The sequence below is a fragment of the Roseovarius mucosus genome (assembly GCF_002080415.1).
GTDB classification, from domain to species: Bacteria; Pseudomonadota; Alphaproteobacteria; order Rhodobacterales; family Rhodobacteraceae; genus Roseovarius; species Roseovarius mucosus_A.
Genome location: NZ_CP020474.1, coordinates 3,176,831 through 3,193,646 on the forward strand (window position 1 = coordinate 3,176,831; position 16,816 = coordinate 3,193,646).

Annotated in this window: 19 protein-coding genes; 13 read left to right on the plus strand and 6 right to left on the minus strand. The window is 62.6% G+C overall.

The features are described from left to right. The first annotated feature begins 136 nt into the window (after positions 1 to 136). The 8 genes from ROSMUCSMR3_RS15065 (at position 137) to ROSMUCSMR3_RS15100 (ending at position 9,440) form a co-directional block, all read left to right on the plus strand. Positions 137 to 709 carry a helix-turn-helix domain-containing protein gene (locus ROSMUCSMR3_RS15065; protein ID WP_081507838.1) on the plus strand — a complete coding sequence of 191 codons (573 nt, stop codon included), beginning with the start codon at positions 137 to 139 and terminating at the stop codon, positions 707 to 709. A 10-nt stretch (positions 710 to 719) separates the two neighbouring features. Then, positions 720 to 1,340, plus strand: a complete 621-nt coding sequence (locus ROSMUCSMR3_RS15070; protein WP_081507839.1) for a LysE family translocator — start codon at positions 720 to 722, stop codon at positions 1,338 to 1,340. Further along, entirely contained in the window at positions 1,340 to 1,711 is a 372-nt protein-coding gene (locus ROSMUCSMR3_RS15075) for a GFA family protein (protein WP_198385537.1), read from the plus strand. The genes ROSMUCSMR3_RS15070 and ROSMUCSMR3_RS15075 overlap by 1 nt, the downstream gene beginning before the upstream one ends. Before the next feature lie 11 nt (positions 1,712 to 1,722). Continuing rightward, a complete protein-coding gene (locus tag ROSMUCSMR3_RS15080; RefSeq protein ID WP_081507841.1) occupies positions 1,723 to 4,167 on the plus strand; it encodes a GcvT family protein in 2,445 nt (814 codons plus the stop codon). Then, positions 4,164 to 5,234, plus strand: a complete 1,071-nt coding sequence (locus tag ROSMUCSMR3_RS15085; RefSeq protein WP_081507842.1) for an alcohol dehydrogenase catalytic domain-containing protein — start codon at positions 4,164 to 4,166, stop codon at positions 5,232 to 5,234. The genes ROSMUCSMR3_RS15080 and ROSMUCSMR3_RS15085 overlap by 4 nt, the downstream gene beginning before the upstream one ends. Then, on the plus strand, positions 5,231 to 6,127 hold the full coding sequence (locus tag ROSMUCSMR3_RS15090; protein WP_081507843.1) for a homocysteine S-methyltransferase family protein: 897 nt from the start codon (positions 5,231 to 5,233) through the stop codon (positions 6,125 to 6,127). The genes ROSMUCSMR3_RS15085 and ROSMUCSMR3_RS15090 overlap by 4 nt, the downstream gene beginning before the upstream one ends. A gap of 87 nt (positions 6,128 to 6,214) precedes the next feature. After that, positions 6,215 to 8,662 carry a GcvT family protein gene (locus ROSMUCSMR3_RS15095; protein ID WP_081507844.1) on the plus strand — a complete coding sequence of 816 codons (2,448 nt, stop codon included), beginning with the start codon at positions 6,215 to 6,217 and terminating at the stop codon, positions 8,660 to 8,662. A gap of 133 nt (positions 8,663 to 8,795) precedes the next feature. Next, positions 8,796 to 9,440, plus strand: coding sequence for a pseudouridine synthase (locus tag ROSMUCSMR3_RS15100; protein ID WP_008283211.1), 645 nt, complete (start codon positions 8,796 to 8,798; stop codon positions 9,438 to 9,440). Between the two features lie 97 nt (positions 9,441 to 9,537). Here the strand turns inward: ROSMUCSMR3_RS15100 and ROSMUCSMR3_RS15105 are convergent, their stop codons facing one another. Next, complete coding sequence (locus ROSMUCSMR3_RS15105; protein WP_081507845.1) at positions 9,538 to 10,044, minus strand: PRC-barrel domain-containing protein; 507 nt, start codon at positions 10,042 to 10,044, stop codon at positions 9,538 to 9,540. A 228-nt stretch (positions 10,045 to 10,272) separates the two neighbouring features. On the opposite strand from ROSMUCSMR3_RS15105, the gene ROSMUCSMR3_RS15110 reads away from it, so the two are divergent. Beyond that, on the plus strand, positions 10,273 to 10,458 hold the full coding sequence (locus ROSMUCSMR3_RS15110; RefSeq protein ID WP_008283213.1) for a PLDc N-terminal domain-containing protein: 186 nt from the start codon (positions 10,273 to 10,275) through the stop codon (positions 10,456 to 10,458). A 270-nt stretch (positions 10,459 to 10,728) separates the two neighbouring features. Further along, positions 10,729 to 12,306, plus strand: a complete 1,578-nt coding sequence (locus ROSMUCSMR3_RS15115; RefSeq protein WP_081507846.1) for a phospholipase D family protein — start codon at positions 10,729 to 10,731, stop codon at positions 12,304 to 12,306. On the opposite strand, the gene ROSMUCSMR3_RS15120 is transcribed toward ROSMUCSMR3_RS15115, so the two are convergent. Both ROSMUCSMR3_RS15120 and ROSMUCSMR3_RS15125 read right to left on the minus strand, forming a co-directional pair. After that, a complete protein-coding gene (locus tag ROSMUCSMR3_RS15120) occupies positions 12,303 to 13,358 on the minus strand; it encodes an AI-2E family transporter (RefSeq protein ID WP_037298994.1) in 1,056 nt (351 codons plus the stop codon). The genes ROSMUCSMR3_RS15115 and ROSMUCSMR3_RS15120 overlap by 4 nt on opposite strands. 63 nt (positions 13,359 to 13,421) lie before the next feature. Continuing rightward, positions 13,422 to 14,153 (minus strand): Crp/Fnr family transcriptional regulator, encoded by a 732-nt coding sequence (locus tag ROSMUCSMR3_RS15125; RefSeq protein ID WP_008283216.1) that lies wholly within the window; start codon positions 14,151 to 14,153, stop codon positions 13,422 to 13,424. Positions 14,154 to 14,235: 82 nt separating this feature from the next. Here ROSMUCSMR3_RS15125 and ROSMUCSMR3_RS15130 point away from each other — a divergent pair, with 82 nt between their 5' ends. Further along, positions 14,236 to 14,631, plus strand: a complete 396-nt coding sequence (locus tag ROSMUCSMR3_RS15130) for a hypothetical protein (protein WP_232279273.1) — start codon at positions 14,236 to 14,238, stop codon at positions 14,629 to 14,631. 5 nt (positions 14,632 to 14,636) lie between these two features. Here the strand turns inward: ROSMUCSMR3_RS15130 and ROSMUCSMR3_RS15135 are convergent, their stop codons facing one another. Together ROSMUCSMR3_RS15135 and ROSMUCSMR3_RS15140 are read right to left on the minus strand one after the other, a co-directional pair. Then, positions 14,637 to 14,978 carry a phage holin family protein gene (locus ROSMUCSMR3_RS15135; RefSeq protein ID WP_081507847.1) on the minus strand — a complete coding sequence of 114 codons (342 nt, stop codon included), beginning with the start codon at positions 14,976 to 14,978 and terminating at the stop codon, positions 14,637 to 14,639. A gap of 3 nt (positions 14,979 to 14,981) precedes the next feature. Continuing rightward, on the minus strand, positions 14,982 to 15,311 hold the full coding sequence (locus tag ROSMUCSMR3_RS15140) for a DUF883 family protein (protein WP_037273548.1): 330 nt from the start codon (positions 15,309 to 15,311) through the stop codon (positions 14,982 to 14,984). Between the two features lie 171 nt (positions 15,312 to 15,482). On the opposite strand from ROSMUCSMR3_RS15140, the gene ROSMUCSMR3_RS15145 reads away from it, so the two are divergent. Next, the gene (locus ROSMUCSMR3_RS15145; protein ID WP_008283220.1) at positions 15,483 to 15,653 is read left to right on the plus strand and encodes a DUF1328 domain-containing protein; all 171 of its coding nucleotides are present in this window, start codon (positions 15,483 to 15,485) and stop codon (positions 15,651 to 15,653) included. A gap of 53 nt (positions 15,654 to 15,706) precedes the next feature. Here the strand turns inward: ROSMUCSMR3_RS15145 and ROSMUCSMR3_RS15150 are convergent, their stop codons facing one another. After that, entirely contained in the window at positions 15,707 to 16,525 is an 819-nt protein-coding gene (locus ROSMUCSMR3_RS15150; RefSeq protein ID WP_081507848.1) for a response regulator, read from the minus strand. Positions 16,526 to 16,663: 138 nt separating this feature from the next. Between ROSMUCSMR3_RS15150 and ROSMUCSMR3_RS15155 the strand changes: the two genes are divergently transcribed. Further along, positions 16,664 to 16,807, plus strand: a complete 144-nt coding sequence (locus ROSMUCSMR3_RS15155) for a NepR family anti-sigma factor (RefSeq protein ID WP_308341300.1) — start codon at positions 16,664 to 16,666, stop codon at positions 16,805 to 16,807. Positions 16,808 to 16,816 lie beyond the last annotated feature (9 nt).

The following is a 16,816-nucleotide window of genomic DNA, read 5'->3' on the forward strand; positions in this document are numbered from 1 at the left end:
ACGCGTCGGATCGCCACCCCGCGGGTCGGCGACCGCGCGGCTGAAGGAAAGCCGATGCGCCCGTGAAATTTCATTTGATTTTTTCACGGAATCGGCGCAGCGTGAAAATTGAGCGGAAATTTTCACGAGACCCTCCATGCAGCAGACCGAGATCAACGCGATGCGCAGCCTTGGCGCGGACCTGCGCGCCCTGCGCAAGGCGCGCGGGCTGACGCTGGCGGCACTGGCCGAAATGCTGGGGCGGTCGGTTGGGTGGCTGTCTCAGGTCGAGCGCGATCTGTCGGAACCGTCGATCAGCGATCTGCGGCAGGTGGCTGAAGTGCTGGGCGTGCCGATGTCGTTGCTGTTCGGCCATGCGAGCGCGCCCGCCGAGGAACAGGGTTATGTGGTGCGCGCGGGCGCGCGGCGACCGATGGGATCGGGCGAGGAAGGGCTGATCGAGGAACTGCTCTCACCGGACTTGACGGATGATTTCGAAGTGATCCATTCGACATTCCGCCCCCGGTCCAAGATGCAGCGCCCGGCGCAGCGCCCGACGCAGGAGGTGGGCTATATCCTGTCGGGGCGGCTGGACCTGAGTATTGGCGCGCGGAAATTCACCGTTGGCCCCGGCGACAGTTTCCGGTTTCGCGGTGAGCCCTATGGCTGGGCCAATCCCTATGACATCCCTTGCGTGGCGATCTGGGTGATCGCCCCGCCGGTGTATTGAGGGGGATGGCATGAGCTATCAAGCCTGGACTGTCTTTGCGCTCTTCTGGGTGGTTTTTGTCACCACGCCGGGGCCGAATGCGGTCAATTGCGTCACCAACGGCATGACGCTCGGGTTTCGGCGCAGCCTGTGGGGAGTGTTGGCAATCCTGACGCAAGCGACGCTGTTTCTGAGCCTGTCGGCGGCGGGGATCACTGCGCTGATCGCGGCCTCGCCGGTGGCGTTTCAGGTGGGCAAGCTGATCGGGGCGGGGTTTCTGATTTACCTTGGCGTGCGCGGCTGGATCATGGCGCGGCGGCCTGTTGAGGCGGGGGAGGCCCCGAAAGGCTCGGTCTATTGGCGGGCCTTGGCGATTGCCACGATCAACCCCAAGAGCGTGGCGGGGTATCTCGCGGCATTTAGCCAATTCGTGCAGCCTGATGTGCCGATTGGCGCGCAGATGTGGGTGATTTTCCCCACCGCGCTGAGCCTGACGACGCTGAGTTATGTGGGCTATTGCGCGCTTGGGGCGGGGCTTGGCCGGGCGGCGCTGGGCGCTGTGTTCAATGTCTGGCTGCGGCGGGGGATGGCCGCCTGTTTCGTGATCTATGGCCTGGCCTTGGGCAGCGCCGCAACACCGGGGAGAGGATGATGCACAAGGGATCGTGTCTGTGTGGAGATGTGACATTTGTTGTGACCGCACCCCCGGAAGGGGCGAGTGCCTGCCATTGCGGGCAATGCCGCAAGCAATCGGGGCATGTCTGGGCCTCGGCCTATGTGGCACGGGCGGAGTTGAGCATTTCCGGACCGGTGAGCTGGTATGCGGCGAGTGACATCGCCAAGCGCGGGTTTTGCCCCAAATGCGGCTCGTTCCTGTTCTGGGCCGCGCACGCGGAGGACACCATCAGTTTCGCGCTAGGGGCGCTGGAGGCGCCGACCGGGCTGCGGTTGGAGAAGCACATCTTTGTCAAGGACAAGGGTGATTATTACGACATCGCGGACGGCGTGCCGCAAACGGATTGAGGGAGAGGGACATGGCGGAATTTCCGGGCACGGCACGGGTTGTGATCATCGGCGGGGGGGTGGTGGGCGCGTCTTGCCTCTATCATCTGGCCAAGGCGGGGTGGGCGGATTGTGTTCTCTTGGAAAAGAACGAATTGACCGCTGGCAGCACATGGCATGCGGCGGGCAATGTGCCGACGTTCTCGACAAGCTGGTCGGTGATGAACATGCAGCGCTATTCCACCGAGCTATACGCCCGTTTGGGGTCGGAGGTGGAGTATCCGATGAATTATCACCAGACGGGGTCAATCCGTCTGGCGCATAGCCGCGAGCGGATGCAGGAATTTCAGCGCGCGCGGGGGATGGGCAAGTATCAGGGGATGAACCTTGATATTCTGGGCGTGGATGAGATCACGGCGCGCTATCCGTTTCTGGAAACGCATGATCTGCAAGGCGCGCTCTATGATCCCAATGACGGCGATATTGATCCCGCACAGGTGACGCAGGCGCTGGCCAAGGGGGCGCGCGACATGGGGGCGACGATCCTGCGGTTCACGCCCGCGACCGGGGTGCGGCGCGAAAACGGGGAGTGGATTGTTGCGACTGAAAAGGGCGAGATCCGGTGTGAGTATGTGGTCAACGCCGCCGGATATTATGCGCAGCGGGTTGGCGAATGGTTCAAGCCCTATGGCGGGCGCACCGTGCCGATGATGGTGATGAGCCATCAGTATCTATTGACCGATGAAATCCCGGAATTAGAGGCGTGGAGCCGGGAGCAGGGGCATAAATTGCCGCTTTTGCGCGATGTCGACAGTTCTTATTACCTGCGGCAGGAAAAGCACGGGCTGAACCTTGGGCCCTATGAGCGCAATTGCAAGGCGCATTGGGTGAAGCCCGAGGATCCGATGCCGGAGGATTTCAGCTTTCAGCTTTACCCCGACGATCTGGAGCGGCTGGATTGGTATATCGAGGATGCGATGGCGCGGGTGCCGTTGCTGGGACAGGCGGGGATTGCCAAGGTCATCAACGGGCCGATCCCCTATGCGCCCGATGGTCTGCCGCTGATTGGCCCGATGCCGGGGGTTCCGAATGCGTTCGAGGCCTGTGTCTTTACCTTTGGCATCGCGCAGGGCGGGGGGGCCGGCAAGGTGCTGGCGGAATGGGTGACAGAAGGCGCGACGGAATGGGATATGTGGGCCTGTGATCCGCGCCGCTACACTGATTACACCGACCCGGAATATTGTGTGGCCAAGGGGATGGAGGTGTATGGGCATGAATATGCGATGCATTTCCCGTGGCATCGTTGGCCTGCGGCACCGGATCGCAAGGTGTCGCCGGTGCATGACAAGGTTAAGGCCTTGGGCGGCGTGATGGGCGTCTATAACGGCTGGGAGCGGGCCAATTGGTTTGCGCAACCGGGCGATGATACATCTGAGGCGGCGACGCAGACCTGGGACCGCGCGGGGCCGTGGGAGGCGCGTATCCGTGAGGAATGCGAGGCGGTGCGCGATGCCTGCGGCGTGCTGGATCTGCCGGGGTTCACCCGGCTCTGGATCGAGGGCGCGGGGGCCGATGACTGGCTGCGCGGCTTTGTGACCGGCGGGCTGCCTAAGGTCGGGCGGATGAACCTTGTTTACGTGGCCGATAAACGCGGTCGCATCGTGACGGAGTTTTCTTGCATCCGTCTGCAAGAGGATAGTTTCGTGCTGATCACGGCCTCGACCGCGCAATGGCATGACGGCGAATTGGTACGCCGCGCCTTGCCCGAGGGGCTGAGCCTGCGCGAGACAACGGCGGAGCGCGACGCGCTGCTCCTGGCGGGGCCGAAAAGCCGCGAGATCCTGACGGGGCTGACCGATGCCGATCTGAGCCTGCCGTGGCTGAGCCATCAGCATGCGAGTGTTGCTGGGCAAAAGGCGTTTCTGGCGCGGGTCAGCTTTACCGGCGAGTTGGGCTGGGAAATCCATGCCGAAAACGCGGCGATCCCTGCGATCTATGACGCGTTGATTGGCGCAGGTGTGAAACCCTTTGGCATGTTCGCGCTGAATTCCTTGCGCATCGAGAAGGGCTATCGCGCGTGGAAAGGCGATCTGAGCACCGATTATTCGATGTTGGAAGGCGGGCTGGAGCGGTTCGTCAAATTCGACAAGCCGCAGGAGTTTACCGGCAAAGCAGCACTTTTGGCCGAGAAACAGGCGGGCGTGAAGAAGCGCTTTGTCACGCTGATCGTCGAGGCCAAGGCGGCGGATGCGCCCTATATGTCGACGCTCTGGCATGAGGGGCAGATCGTGGGCGAGACCACGAGCGGTGCTTGGGGCTACCGGGTGAATGCCAGCGTGGCCTTGGGCATGTTGCGCGCCGATCTGGCGGTGCCGGGAACGCGGATCGAGGTGGAAATCTACGGCGAGCGTTGCGCTGCTGTGGTGCAGGCGGATGCACCGCTCTGGGACCCTGAGAATGAACGGTTGCGGGCATGACCCTGCCCGCGACCATGCGCGGTGTGATCCTCACCCGTCATGGAGGACCCGAGGCATTGGAATGGCGCGAGGATATCCCGCTGCCACGGCCCGGCCCCGGTGAGGTTTTGGTGCGGGTACGGGCGGCGGGCGTCAACAACACCGATATCAACACCCGTGAGGGGTGGTATGCGGCAGAGGTGACAGGGGCCACGGGCGAAACGGCGGATGGTGTGGCGCGTGGCGGCTGGGCGGGCGCGCTGGGGTTTCCGCGTATCCAAGGGGGTGACCTGTGCGGCGTTGTGGTGGCGCGGGGGCCGGGGGTTGAGACCCCGGCGCTGGGCGCGCGTGTGACCTGCCCCATCAACATCCCGCGCCCGACCGAGGAAAACCCGGTGGGCTTTGTCGCGCTCGGGTCTGAGATTGACGGGGCCTTTGCCGAATATTGCCGGATGGCGGCGGCTGATCTTTATGACGTGAGCGATGTGCCGCTTTCGGATATCGAGATTGCGGCGCTTCCTTGTGGGTTTGGCACGGCGCTGGGCCTCTTGGAGCGGGCGGGCGTTGGGCCGGGTCAAGAGGTGCTGATCACCGGGGCCTCGGGCAATGTCGGCCTTGCGGCGGTGCAGCTTGCAGCGGCGATGGGCGCGCGCGTCACCGGCATCGCCGCCCCTGCCAAGGCGGCGATAGTGCGCGCGGATGGTGCAGCGGCGGTGATCGCGCGCGACGCGCCGTTGCCGCAGGACCATTTTCACGCGGTGATTGACCTAGTGGGAGGGGCGGGGGGTGTCACGCTGATTGATGCGCTCCGTCCTGGCGGGCATTATGCCGTGGCGGGGGCGATTGCCGGGCCAATGATCACGGTTGATCTGCGGCGGATTTACCTGCGTGATATCACGCTGCATGGCTGCACCTATCAGGCACCGCAGGTCTTTGCCCGGCTGATCGAGATGGCGCGCGCGGGGCGCGTGCGCCCCCGGATCGCCGCCACCTACCCGTTGCGCGACATCGCCCGTGCGCAGGCGGATTTTCAGGCCAAGACCCATGCTGGGAAATTGGTGCTTTTACCCCCGGAGGACAAAAAATGACCGAAATCACGCTGCTCGATGGCTCTATCGGGCAGGAATTGGTGAAACGCTCGGGCGACCGGGCGACGCCGCTCTGGTCGACACAGGTGATGATTGACCATCCCGGGATCGTGCGCCTGGTGCATGACGATTATTTCGCGGTGGGGGCCACGGTGGCCTCGACCAATACCTACGCGGTTCTGCGGGATCGTTTGGCGCGGGTGGGATTGCAGGATGAGGTGGCGCGGCTCACGGATGTTGCGGTGGGGGCGGCCGTGGCTGCACGCGATGCGCATGGGTCGGGCCGGGTGGCGGGGGCCATCGGGCCGCTGGTGCAATCCTATCGCCCGGACCTTTGCCCGCCTGCGTCCGAAGCGGCGGCGCTTTATGCCGAGAATGTTGCGCTGCTCAAGAATCGGGTGGACCTGATCCTGTTGGAAACCATGTCCTCGGTCGATCAGGCGCGGGGCGGGTTGATGGCAGCGGGGCTGAGTGGCCTGCCGGTCTGGCTGGGGGTGACGGTTATGGATGATGACGGCACGCGGCTGCGCTCGGGCGAGGCGCTGGGGGATCTGGTGGCGCTGGTGGCCGAGTTTGGCCCCGAGGCGGTGTTGATCAACTGCACGCGGCCTGAATCCGTGGCGGCGGGGTTGGAGATCGTGAAGGGGTTTGGCCTGCCCTTTGGGGCCTATGCCAATGGGTTCACCTGTATCAGCGCGGGCTTTCTTGGGGCGGCACCCACGGTCGACGCGCTGGAGCAGCGGCATGATCTGACCCCGGCTGCCTATGCCGAGTTTGCCATGGGGTGGGTGGATCAAGGGGCCAGTATCGTGGGCGGCTGTTGCGAAGTGGGGCCTGCGCATATCGAGGAACTGGCGCGGCGGTTGCGGGCGGCTGGGCATGACATCGTCTGAGGCGTTCATCTGGCCGAAAATACCTCGGGGGTGTGGGGGCAGCGCCCCCACCCTCGTACCTTTCATCATCGTTTCATGGGGTTATGAATGACCGATCTTCCAACTCAGGCCCGTGTGGTCATCATCGGCGGCGGCGTCGTGGGCTGTTCTGTGGCCTATCATCTCACCAAGCTGGGCTGGCGCGATGTGGTTCTTTTGGAGCGTAAGCAGCTCACGTCGGGGACCACTTGGCATGCGGCGGGGCTGATCGGGCAGTTGCGCGCGACGGCCAATATGACGCGGCTCGCGCGCTATTCGGCAGAGCTTTACACCGGGCTTGAGGCCGAGACAGGCGTTGCCACCGGGTTCCGGCAGGTGGGATCGGTGTCGGTCGCGCTGACGGGCGAGCGGCTGGAGGAACTCAAGCGCAATGCCGCGATGGCGCGGGCCTTTGGCGTGCCGGTCGAGGAAATGAGCCCGGCGGAGATCAAGGTGCGCTATCCGCATCTCAACCTTGACGGGGTCACGGGCGGTGTCTGGCTGCCCACCGATGGGCAGGCGGACCCGGCCAATATCGCGCTGGCGCTGGCCAAAGGCGCGCGCAACCGCGGCGCACGGGTGCAGGAGCGCGTGAAGGTCACGCGGATTGCCCGTGCGGGCCGCCGGGTGACAGGCGTGGATTGGCAGGGCGAGGATGGCAGTGCCGGCCATATCGCCTGTGAGATGATCGTCAATTGCGCGGGCATGTGGGGGCATGAGGTGGGCCGGATGGCGGGCACCAATGTGCCGCTGCATGCCTGCGAGCATTTCTATATCGTGTCCGAGCCGATTGCGGGCCTTCGCCAATTGCCGGTGCTGCGGGTGCCGGATGAATGCGCCTATTACAAGGAAGATGCGGGCAAGATCATGCTGGGCGCGTTCGAGCCCGTCTCGAAACCCTGGGGGATGAAGGGCATCCCGGAGAGTTTTGAGTTTGACCAGCTGCCCGAGGATTTCGACCATTTCGAGCCGATTTTGGAGGCGGCGGTGAACCGGATGCCGATGCTGGCCGAGGCGGGAATTCACACGTTCTTTAACGGTCCGGAAAGTTTTACCCCCGATGATGCCTATCATCTGGGGCTTTGCCCCGAGATGGACAATGTCTGGGTGGCGGCCGGGTTCAACTCGATCGGTATTCAGTCGGCCGGGGGGGCAGGGCATGCGCTGTCGCTCTGGATGGATGCGGGGGAGCGACCGTTTGATCTGGGCGATGTGGATGTGGCACGGATGCAGCCCTTTCAGGGCAATAAGACGTATCTTTTCGAGCGCTCCAAGGAGACGCTGGGCCTGCTTTATGCCGATCACTACCCCTACCGGCAAAAGGCCACGGCGCGCGGTGTGCGGCGCACGCCGTTTCATGCGCAACTCTTGGCCCAAGGTGCTGTCATGGGCGAATTGGCAGGCTGGGAGCGGGCCAATTGGTATGCCGAGGCCGGGCAGGAGCGGGAGTATCGCTATAGCTGGAAGCGGCAGAATTGGTTTGAGAACACGGCGGCGGAGGTGCGGGCCATTCGCGGGGCCGTGGGCATGTACGATATGTCGAGTTTTGGCAAGCTGCGGGTTGAGGGAGCCGGTGCCGAGGCCTTTCTCAACCATGTCTGCGGGGCGGATATGTCTGTGGCCCCGGGGCGGATTGTCTATACGCAGTTCCTGAATGCCAAGGGCGGCATCGAGGCGGATGTGACGGTGACGCGGCTGAGCGAGACGGCCTATTTGGTGGTGACACCGGCGGCGACGCGGCTGGCGGATGAAACATGGCTGCGGCGGCATGTCGGGGATCACCCTGTGGTGATCACCGATGTAACGGCGGGCGAGGGCGTGTTGGCGGTGATGGGTCCGAAGGCGCGCGATCTTTTGCGCGCGGTCTCGCCTGATGATTTCTCGAACGACGCGCATCCCTTTGGGCAGGCGCGGCAGATCGAGATTGGCATGGGTGTCGCGCGGGCGCACCGCGTCTCTTATGTGGGCGAGTTGGGTTGGGAGATCTATGTAAGTGCCGATATGTGCGGCCATATGTTCGAGGTGCTGCACGCGGCGGGTGCGGATCATGGCCTGCGCCTGTGCGGGATGCACGCGATGGACAGTTGCCGGATCGAGAAGGCATTTCGGCATTTCGGCCATGATATCACCTGCGAAGATCATGTGCTGGAGGCGGGGCTTGGCTTTGCCGTGGCGACAGGAAAAGCCGATTTCATCGGGCGCGAGGCGGTGCTGGCCAAGCGCGCGGCGGGGTTGGAGCGGCGCTTGGTTCAGTTTCGCCTGACGGACCCTGAGCCGATGCTCTATCACAATGAGCCCTTGCTGCGGGATGGCGAGATCGTGGGCTATCTGAGTTCGGGGGCTTACGGCCATCATCTGGGGGGCGCGATGGGCCTTGGCTATGTGCCCTGCGCGGGCGAGAGCGCGGAGCAGGTTTTGGCCTCGAACTATGAGGTCGATGTGGCCGGGGTGCGGGTAAAGGCGGAGGCGTCACTGAAACCAATGTATGATCCCAAATCCGAGCGCGTGAAGGCCTGAACAGGGTGGGGGCGCTGCCCCGGCGCCATTGTCGCTTGGACCAATGGCGCGACAATGGCGACGCCCCCAAGGTATTTCGGGCCAGATGAATGTGGGAGTGGTCATGGCGGGGCGGGTCGTGTAAGGCGCGGCCATGAGTGACTATGATCCGCCAACCGATCCGCTCGAGGTGCTGCATGACGATCATGAGATCGTCGTGGTGAACAAGCCTGCGGGCCTCTTGAGTGTGCCGGGCAAGGGTGAGCATCTGGCCGATTGCCTGATGGCGCGGGTGCGGGATGTGTTTCCCACCGCGCTCTTGGTGCATCGGTTGGACCGCGATACATCGGGCGTGATGATTTTTGCGCTGACGCCGCATGCGCAGCGGCATCTGGGCCTGCAGTTCGAAAAGCGGCAGACGCGCAAGACCTATGTGGCGCGGGTCTGGGGGCGGCTGGAGCCGGAGGTGGGCGTGGTTGATCTGCCCTTGATCGTGGATTGGCCCAACCGCCCGTTGCAGAAGGTGTGCCATGAGACCGGGCGCGCGGCCCTGACGGAATGGCGGGTGCTGCGCGCAAGCGACGAAGAAAGCCGGGTGCGACTGAGCCCCAAGACCGGGCGCAGCCATCAGTTGCGGGTGCATATGCTGGCGCTGGGCCATGTGATTTTGGGTGACCCTCTTTATGCGAGCGGCGCGGCGCGGGAGCATCCGCGCCTGATGCTGCATTCCGAGGAATTGCGTCTGCGCCATCCGGATGGCGGTGCCGGCGTCAAGTTTCGGGCGGCGGTGCCGTTTTGAGGCCAATGTGGGTTACGGTTTAGGAAAACCGCCGCGTCAAGAAAAAGGGCCGGGCAAAGATGCCCGGCCCGACCAAGAGAGTATGTGGCGAGGGGGGTTAGCCTTGCCATTCTTGCATGGTCTCGAAGTCCTCGACCGTGAGGCTGGTCGTGGCCTGGATCGAAGACGTCACGCTGTCCGCGTCGTGGGTCAGGGTGATGTCGTCAAAGTCTACGGCGACCGGCTTTTCGCCCAGCCCGAGAAAGCCGCCAACATCGACGATGACATGCTCGACCTGACCATCATCGGTCACGACAATGTCCGAGATTTCGCCGACATGCTCGTCTGCGCTGTCATAGAGCGCCACGCCTTGCAGATCCTCGGCGGTGAGGGCCGCGCGTTCCTCGCCGGACAGTTCCGGCATGGTTGCGGCGTCGGCATTGGTGGTTGTGTCTGACGTGGCGCCAGCATTGGCCTCTGGGGTCGAGTTGGCCCCCGATTGGCCGGTGGTCATGTCAGAGGATTCGGTCGCGCTTGGGGCGGTTTGATCGGTGGTGTCCGACTGCGCCAGAACCGGCATTGCGCTGAGTGCGACGATTGCGGTGGTTGCGAGAATGCGTTTCATGGAGGAACTCCTTTGTCCTGCTGTGATGAGAGGCCGCAGAGAAGCGGCGCCCTGTCAATCCAACCGTCAGAGGCGCAGAAGGTTTCAAAAATCGGTCAAAATATACTTGTGATCCTGAGGGAACTTTGAGGGCTTTTGTGCGTTTCTCGGGGACGTGCCCCCGCCTGTTGCGGGCTGGCCTTGACGGGTTCCAGATGTGGCGCGCCCTGCAAGATTGGAGTTTTGAACATGCTTGAGATTACCGGCATTGGCGGGATCATTCTGTTGATCCTCGATATTTGGGCTATCATTTCGGTTGTTGGGTCGGGGGCGACGACAGGCAAGAAGGTGCTTTGGGTTGTGTTGATCCTGTTGCTGCCGCTCTTGGGCTTTATTCTGTGGTTGTTGTTCGGGCCGCGGTCTGGGCGGGTGTGACGCCGTCTTTGTGCCAAGGCTTAGGGCCGCTTGTCTTTGCTGTTGCCGAATTTTTCAGGGAACCGAACGGGGGGAGGCGCGTTAGAAGAGCATGGTCAGCGTGAGGCGCTGACTGTCCGGAGCCTGACTGTCATCCCCCAGATGCAAGCCAAGCTCTGCCGCACCCGGCCCGTGTCCCTAGGGTGCTTGCCCCCGCCTGTCCCGGCGGGGGCATTTACGACAGATCGTCCGGGAAACCGGCCTTGGATTCAACCTCTGATCGGCAGGACCATGACCCAGAGCAGGCCCGCGCAGGGTGATACAGCGGCAGATGCGATTACAGACCTCAAGGTTCTGATTACCGCAGAAGAGGCGTATCCGGCTTTGGAGCGTGCTTTTTTGGAGGCGCAGACAGAGATTTCGGCCTGTTTTCGGGTGTTTGATTTGCGGACGCGGCTGCGCTCGGACGAGGCGCGCGCGATTGGCGCGACGTGGTTTGATCTTGTCGTTCACACGCTTGATCGCGGGGTGTCGATCCGTCTGCTCGTATCCGATTTCGATCCGATCGCGGCGGTGCATCTGCATCGGTTGGCGTCGCAAACACTGCGCCAGATCGCGGCGGTGCGGGAAATGGCGCAGCCAGAGGCGCGGCTCGACTTTACCGTGGCATTGCATGAGGCCAAGAGCGGGATATTCCCCCGCGTGCTGTTCTATCCGCTGGTGCGGATGAAAATCCGCGAGATGGTGGACCGCTGGTGCCACATGACCAAGCCGGAACGCGAGCGGTTCCGGGTTGAGACGCCGCGCTTGCGCAGCCTTTGCCGGGTGGATGACCGGGATCAACTGTGTTTTCCGGCGCGGTTGATGGACCTGCATCCGGCGACACATCATCAGAAGCTGGCGGTGTTCGACCGCCGTCTGGTTTATATCGGGGGTCTCGATCTTAATGAGCGGCGGTATGATACCAAGCAACATCGCCAAGAGCCGAATCAGACCTGGCATGATGTGCAGGTTCTGGCGACGGGCCCGGTTGCCAAGGCAGCACAGGCACATCTGGAGGGGTTTCTGGCGGCGGTTGCGCGTAAATCCGCGCCGCCGCCCTCTGTTCCGGGATTTTTGCGCACGCTGTCGCGTCGCCGGTTGAGCGCGCCGATGCGGTTGTCACCGCATACGGTGCTGCGCGAGATCGAGAGCGCGCATTTGGCGGCCATCGCCAAGGCGGAGCGGCTGATTTATCTGGAAACGCAGTATTTTCGGTATGTGCCGCTGGCGCGGGCCTTGGCGCGGCGGGCGCGGCAATGCCCGGAGCTGCGCCTGATCCTTGTGCTGCCAGCGGCCCCCGAGGAGGTGGCGTTTTCGAGTGATCCGGGGCTGGATGGGCGGTTTGGCGAGCATCAGCAGGCGCGCGCGCTGGCCTATCTCAAGGCGGCGTTCGGGCCGGAGCGTTTGGTGATCGCGTCGCCGGTGCAGCCGCGCGCCAGCGACAGCGCCGCGCGGGATGCGCTGGAGGGCGCCCCCCTGATCTATGTGCATTCCAAGGTTTCGATCTTTGATGAGGCGGAGGCAATTGTGTCTTCGGCCAATCTCAATGGGCGCAGCATGAGATGGGACACCGAAGCGGGGCTGCATGTGACCCGGCGCGATCAGGTGGCCGAGATTCGGGCAAAGGTCATGGGCTGTTGGTTGCCAAAAGAGGCGGATGCCTCGTTTCTGGATCTCGAAACGGCCTTTGGCGCGTGGCAGGGCATGGTTGGCAGCAATAGCGTGTTGCCGCCCCGGCATCGTAAGGGATTTCTGGTGGATTACGATTCCGATGTTGCCAAGGCGATTGCCATGCCCCTGCCGGGCATGCCCGAAGAGGTGGTTTAAGGCCCGCTCTTGTCTGGTTCCCCGTCGACTGCGAAGATGTCGAGCAGGGCCAGGGCGATAACCAGAACCGGAATGGCGATGATGCCGCCGATGGGCCCCCATAGCCAGAGCCAGAACACCAGTGACACGAAGATCAGGAGCGGGTTTACAGAAATGTGGCGTCCGACAAGGGCGGGCGTTGCAAACTGGGCCTCAAGCATGTTGAGCGCGAGAAAGATCGCCGGGGGGGCCAGAACCATCAGATCGTCAAAGGCCACGATGCCAGCCACGAGCAGCCCCGCAGTTACGGTCATCGGCCCGACGTAGAGCACGAAATTAAGCAAGGCCGCGACCATGGCCCAGACGAAAGGCCCCGGCAGGTTGATCAACAAGAGTGCCCCGCCCAAGGCCGCGCCAAGGCCGGCGTTTATGCTGGAAATTGCAAGGAAATAGCGGGCCACCAGCCGTTCGGCATTGGTAAAGCGGCGTAGAATGTCGGCGGTATCGTCCGGGGTGCCGATCCAGAGCGACAGCCAAGCATACATGCCCTTGCGGGTCAGCAAAAAGAAGAAAAGCGTACCGCAAAAGACCAGCGCCTGCGCCAGAACCAGAGGGGCCATGAAGAGCGCGCTTGTGATGCTTGGGAGGCTGCCGCCTTCCCCGGCGTCCTTTGCGGGGGTTGGAGCGGCACCAAGTGCGGCTTCGACCTCTCGGTTGATTTCTTGCAGACCGCGAATGAGGTTGCTGAATTCCGCGATGATCGAGCGGAGTTCGTATTGGATGCGCGGCAATTCTTCGGCGATCTGCCAGATCACGGGTTCGGCCAGTATGGCCAAGATGCCAATGGCCGAGACCCCGAGGATCAGCACGGTTGAGGCGGCGAGACCTGTGGAAAATCCGATCCTCTCGAAGACATCCGTGACGGGGGCGAGCATGACCCCGGTGACGATGGCCAAGGTCATCGGTGCGAAGATATCCCCGCCGATTTTGAGGGCGGCAAAGCTGAGGATGAGGGCGATCACGATCACCGCCATGCGAAGAGTCGGGTCATCGTTGACGAATAATCTGTGCATGACGATGAGAACGCATGAGCGTGCGATTGGTTCCGTGGTGCAGGAAATGAACCTGTGACGGTTTTAGATCAGCGGGCGGGTCATCGGGGTACGGTCGCGGTCAAGTTGGGCAATATCGCAAAGACGGTCACGATCATGCAACGTCAGTCGACCGTTCTGCCATGTGGCGGCCCCCTGTTCGCGCAGGCGTTTGAGCATCTTGTTGACATGCACCACCGAGAGGCCAAGCGCGTCGGCGAGATCCTGTTGCCGGTAGGGCAGGGGCATGTCTGCGCCACGGGTCAGGCCAATCGCCGCGCCGCGATCAAAAAGGCGCACAAAGGCGCGCGCGATGCGCTCGATCCCGCTCATATGACCGAGGATCGCAAGGCTCTCGCCTAGAAGGTGTTCTTCGACGGCAGCAATCCAGGTCAGGTCATAGGCGCGGTCGGGATGGTCGCGAAACAAGGCCCAAAGGCGTTTGCGGTCAAAGACGCAGAGTTTCATATCTGTTGTCGCCTCGACGGAATGTTGCATTTCCTGCATCACCCCCGCCTGTAGCCCGATGAAATCGCCGGGCATCACAAAGTTGATGACCTGTCGTTCGCCCGAGAGCAGGGTCTTGTAACGCAGGCCCATGCCGCGCAGGGCGGTGTAGAGTTGCGGGCTGTTGGAGGCCTCCATCATCAGGGTGGCGCCGCCTTCAACCTCAAGCTCGCCGGTTTTGAAGCTTTGCATGAAGGCCACCTCTGCGTCCGTCATTGGCGCAAAGATGGCGCGGCTGCGCAGCGGGCAATTCTGACAATCTGTAACCATGGGAAAACTCCGTCGAGATGTCATAGTTTAATGCAGAAGGTCGGAATATGTTCCAGAATGAGGGATGTTTGGACCTGATACGATGAAAGAGCCCCTTATGCCCTATGATGAGACGACGCCGCCGGAGCCGCCGGTTTATATCGTCATGGACAGCAACATATTGATTGCAGAGGATCTTTGCGGGTCGCTGCAGGCGGCGGGCCCCTGTCGTGTTCTCAATGTGCCGCACCCGGATGAGTTGATTCGCGTGCTGGACGGAGAGGCGCGGATTTCGGCGGCGTTTCTGGAAATGCGCTATGATCAGGTGCTGGAGGCGGAGCTGGACCGCGCGCTCGCCCTGCGGGGCGCGCGGATCGTGCTGACCATGGGCGAAGACGACGAGATCAAGGTTGTCAAGCAAGGCTGGGCCATGCTTGTGCGCCCGTTTACCGATGACATGGTGCGCGGTGTGTTGCAGCCCTTGGTCAAGGGTGCGTGACGCGCCTAGGAGCGTGGGGCGCGCGCGGCGCGACCGGCGTTCAAACCCACGGCAAAGGCCTCGGCGACCTGGAGCAGCGGTTCTTTGGGGGCGGCGGGCTGCGGGGCGGTCTCTGCGTCGGTTGATTGACCGCCAAAGGCCAGAAAGCAGATGCCAAGGAGCAGATAGAGAGCCCCGATCACGGCATGGGCGACAAGCGCGCTCTCATAGGTGGCGATCAGAATCCAGAGCGCCACGGTCAGAAAGGCCAATCCCGCCATCCCAAAAATCACGCCTGCGACGGTAAAGGCCGCCGCGCGCGCCGCATGGCGCGCCCGACGGCGGAAGTGAGAGACAAGGCCGCTCATCGGTTATTTCCGGCCAGTGAGGAACCCGAGCAAAAAGCCCACCCCGACCGCAAGGCCAACCGCCGCTGCGGGTTGGTTGCGCACGGCGTCGGCTGCCTGTTGGCCCATGTCTTCGGCGCGGTGCTGTGCGGCGTGCAGCTGTTCGGAACTGGCGTCGCGCAGCTGTGACACCTTGCGGCGTGCGCCATCCACCGCCGCATCGCGGGTGGTGCCGCCAAGGCCTGCGAGAGTTTTGGAAATGGCCGAAATATCCTCTCTCAAGGTCGAAATCTGCTGGGAGAGGTGATCCATCTCGTCTTGCGGCGATGTGTCGGCGGATTTTGCCTGTGCCATTGGGGCGTCCTTTCATGTTGTTACGATGGGTCAACGCGGAGGGGCGCGCGAGGTTCCGGGAATTCTGGAAAAAAGCGGTTTCTGAGGGAAAAGACGGTGCGGCGGGAACCAAACAGGGCTGTGACCGTTGGGTTAGCAATCGAAACCATGTTGCTTTGAAAGGAGATTCCAATGCTTTATTGGGCGCTTGTCTTTTTGGTGGTCGCGCTGATCGCCGGTGTTTTGGGGTTTGGTGGCGTTGCCTCGGCTTCGGCGGGGATTGCGCAGATCCTGTTCGTGGTCTTTCTTGTGTTGTTTGTCGTGGCGATGATCGCACGGGCCTTGCGTGGCCGCGCGCCGTGAGTGAGACGGCATAAGACCCCGCGCCCATTGCGCGGGGTCTTTTTCTGGCCAGATCAGCCCTGAAGGGTTTCGGTGCTGGCAAAGAACATGGCTTGGCTCACGGCGGATTGCACCTGTTCCTCGCTATAGGGTTTGGTGATCAGAAAGGCCGGTTCTGGCCGTTCGCCGGTCAAGAGCCGTTCGGGGAAGGCGGTGATGAAGACGATGGGCCGCTCTCCCAGTTCGTTGAGGATGTGATTGACCGCGTCGATGCCAGAGGATTTATCGGCCAGTTGGATATCGGCGAGGATCATATCAGGCGGGTCGCGACGGGCGAGTTTCACGGCCTCATCGCGGGTGCGGGCAATGCCGGTGACGTCATGGCCCATATCTTCGACAATGGCGCGGATATCCATGGCGATGATCGCCTCATCCTCGATGATCATGATCCGCCCGCTGATCGCATTGGTCATTTCGGTGCGGGCGATGCTGAGGAGCGTGCTGACCTCGTCTGCGGTGCCGCCGATGATCTGGGCGATATCCGAGACGCGAAACCCCTCGATGCTGTGCAGCAACAGCGCCTCGCGGGTGTTCGGGGTGAGGGTGGACAGCCGCCATTGCGCGCGTGCCTCGGGGGAAGAGGCGCTGTCAGCCTCGGCGATGGGGGCACCGGAAGACACCCATATCTTATGAAAGGCATGGAAGAGCGCAGGTTTCGGCGCAAGACCGGCATTGAAGACAGTGCGATCCTCGAGCAGGGCCTCGAGCGTGGCGAGCGCGTAATGATCGCCCGTCTGCTGATTGCCGGTCAGGGCGCGTGCATAGCGGCGCAGATAGGGGAGGTGTTCGGCGATCTGAGTGCTCAGGTCTGGCTGGCGCGGTGTGTCCGTCATGTCTGTCCTCAAAAATGTATCCTTTGAGGGAACCAAACGCCGAGCTGCGTGTTATGTTCCCGACCGGGTGCAGAAAAGTGCCGTTCTCTTAGTGGCAGATGAATAGGCGAAATGGAAAAGAATCGCAGGACCAAGAAATTGACGCAAACGATCGACGAGAATCTCCGGCGTGCCTATGCGGACACGGCCAAGGAGCCCGTACCGGACCGCTTTATCAAGCTGCTGGAGCAGTTGCGCGAGCAGTCGGGCGAGAAGCAAAAGCCGTCTGGTGACGACTCGTGATGGATTCTC

What these genes read in the sequence shown, in the direction of transcription:
- ROSMUCSMR3_RS15065 (WP_081507838.1), top strand. Translation starts at nt 137, where the DNA reads ATGCAGCAGACCGAGATCAACGCGATGCGCAGCCTTGGCGCGGACCTG.
- ROSMUCSMR3_RS15070 (WP_081507839.1), top strand. Translation starts at nt 720, where the DNA reads ATGAGCTATCAAGCCTGGACTGTCTTTGCGCTCTTCTGGGTGGTTTTT.
- ROSMUCSMR3_RS15075 (WP_198385537.1), top strand. Translation starts at nt 1,340, where the DNA reads ATGCACAAGGGATCGTGTCTGTGTGGAGATGTGACATTTGTTGTGACC.
- ROSMUCSMR3_RS15080 (WP_081507841.1), top strand. Translation starts at nt 1,723, where the DNA reads ATGGCGGAATTTCCGGGCACGGCACGGGTTGTGATCATCGGCGGGGGG.
- ROSMUCSMR3_RS15085 (WP_081507842.1), top strand. Translation starts at nt 4,164, where the DNA reads ATGACCCTGCCCGCGACCATGCGCGGTGTGATCCTCACCCGTCATGGA.
- ROSMUCSMR3_RS15090 (WP_081507843.1), top strand. Translation starts at nt 5,231, where the DNA reads ATGACCGAAATCACGCTGCTCGATGGCTCTATCGGGCAGGAATTGGTG.
- ROSMUCSMR3_RS15095 (WP_081507844.1), top strand. Translation starts at nt 6,215, where the DNA reads ATGACCGATCTTCCAACTCAGGCCCGTGTGGTCATCATCGGCGGCGGC.
- ROSMUCSMR3_RS15100 (WP_008283211.1), top strand. Translation starts at nt 8,796, where the DNA reads ATGAGTGACTATGATCCGCCAACCGATCCGCTCGAGGTGCTGCATGAC.
- ROSMUCSMR3_RS15105 (WP_081507845.1), bottom strand. Translation starts at nt 10,044, where the DNA reads ATGAAACGCATTCTCGCAACCACCGCAATCGTCGCACTCAGCGCAATG.
- ROSMUCSMR3_RS15110 (WP_008283213.1), top strand. Translation starts at nt 10,273, where the DNA reads ATGCTTGAGATTACCGGCATTGGCGGGATCATTCTGTTGATCCTCGAT.
- ROSMUCSMR3_RS15115 (WP_081507846.1), top strand. Translation starts at nt 10,729, where the DNA reads ATGACCCAGAGCAGGCCCGCGCAGGGTGATACAGCGGCAGATGCGATT.
- ROSMUCSMR3_RS15120 (WP_037298994.1), bottom strand. Translation starts at nt 13,358, where the DNA reads ATGCACAGATTATTCGTCAACGATGACCCGACTCTTCGCATGGCGGTG.
- ROSMUCSMR3_RS15125 (WP_008283216.1), bottom strand. Translation starts at nt 14,153, where the DNA reads ATGGTTACAGATTGTCAGAATTGCCCGCTGCGCAGCCGCGCCATCTTT.
- ROSMUCSMR3_RS15130 (WP_232279273.1), top strand. Translation starts at nt 14,236, where the DNA reads ATGAAAGAGCCCCTTATGCCCTATGATGAGACGACGCCGCCGGAGCCG.
- ROSMUCSMR3_RS15135 (WP_081507847.1), bottom strand. Translation starts at nt 14,978, where the DNA reads ATGAGCGGCCTTGTCTCTCACTTCCGCCGTCGGGCGCGCCATGCGGCG.
- ROSMUCSMR3_RS15140 (WP_037273548.1), bottom strand. Translation starts at nt 15,311, where the DNA reads ATGGCACAGGCAAAATCCGCCGACACATCGCCGCAAGACGAGATGGAT.
- ROSMUCSMR3_RS15145 (WP_008283220.1), top strand. Translation starts at nt 15,483, where the DNA reads ATGCTTTATTGGGCGCTTGTCTTTTTGGTGGTCGCGCTGATCGCCGGT.
- ROSMUCSMR3_RS15150 (WP_081507848.1), bottom strand. Translation starts at nt 16,525, where the DNA reads ATGACGGACACACCGCGCCAGCCAGACCTGAGCACTCAGATCGCCGAA.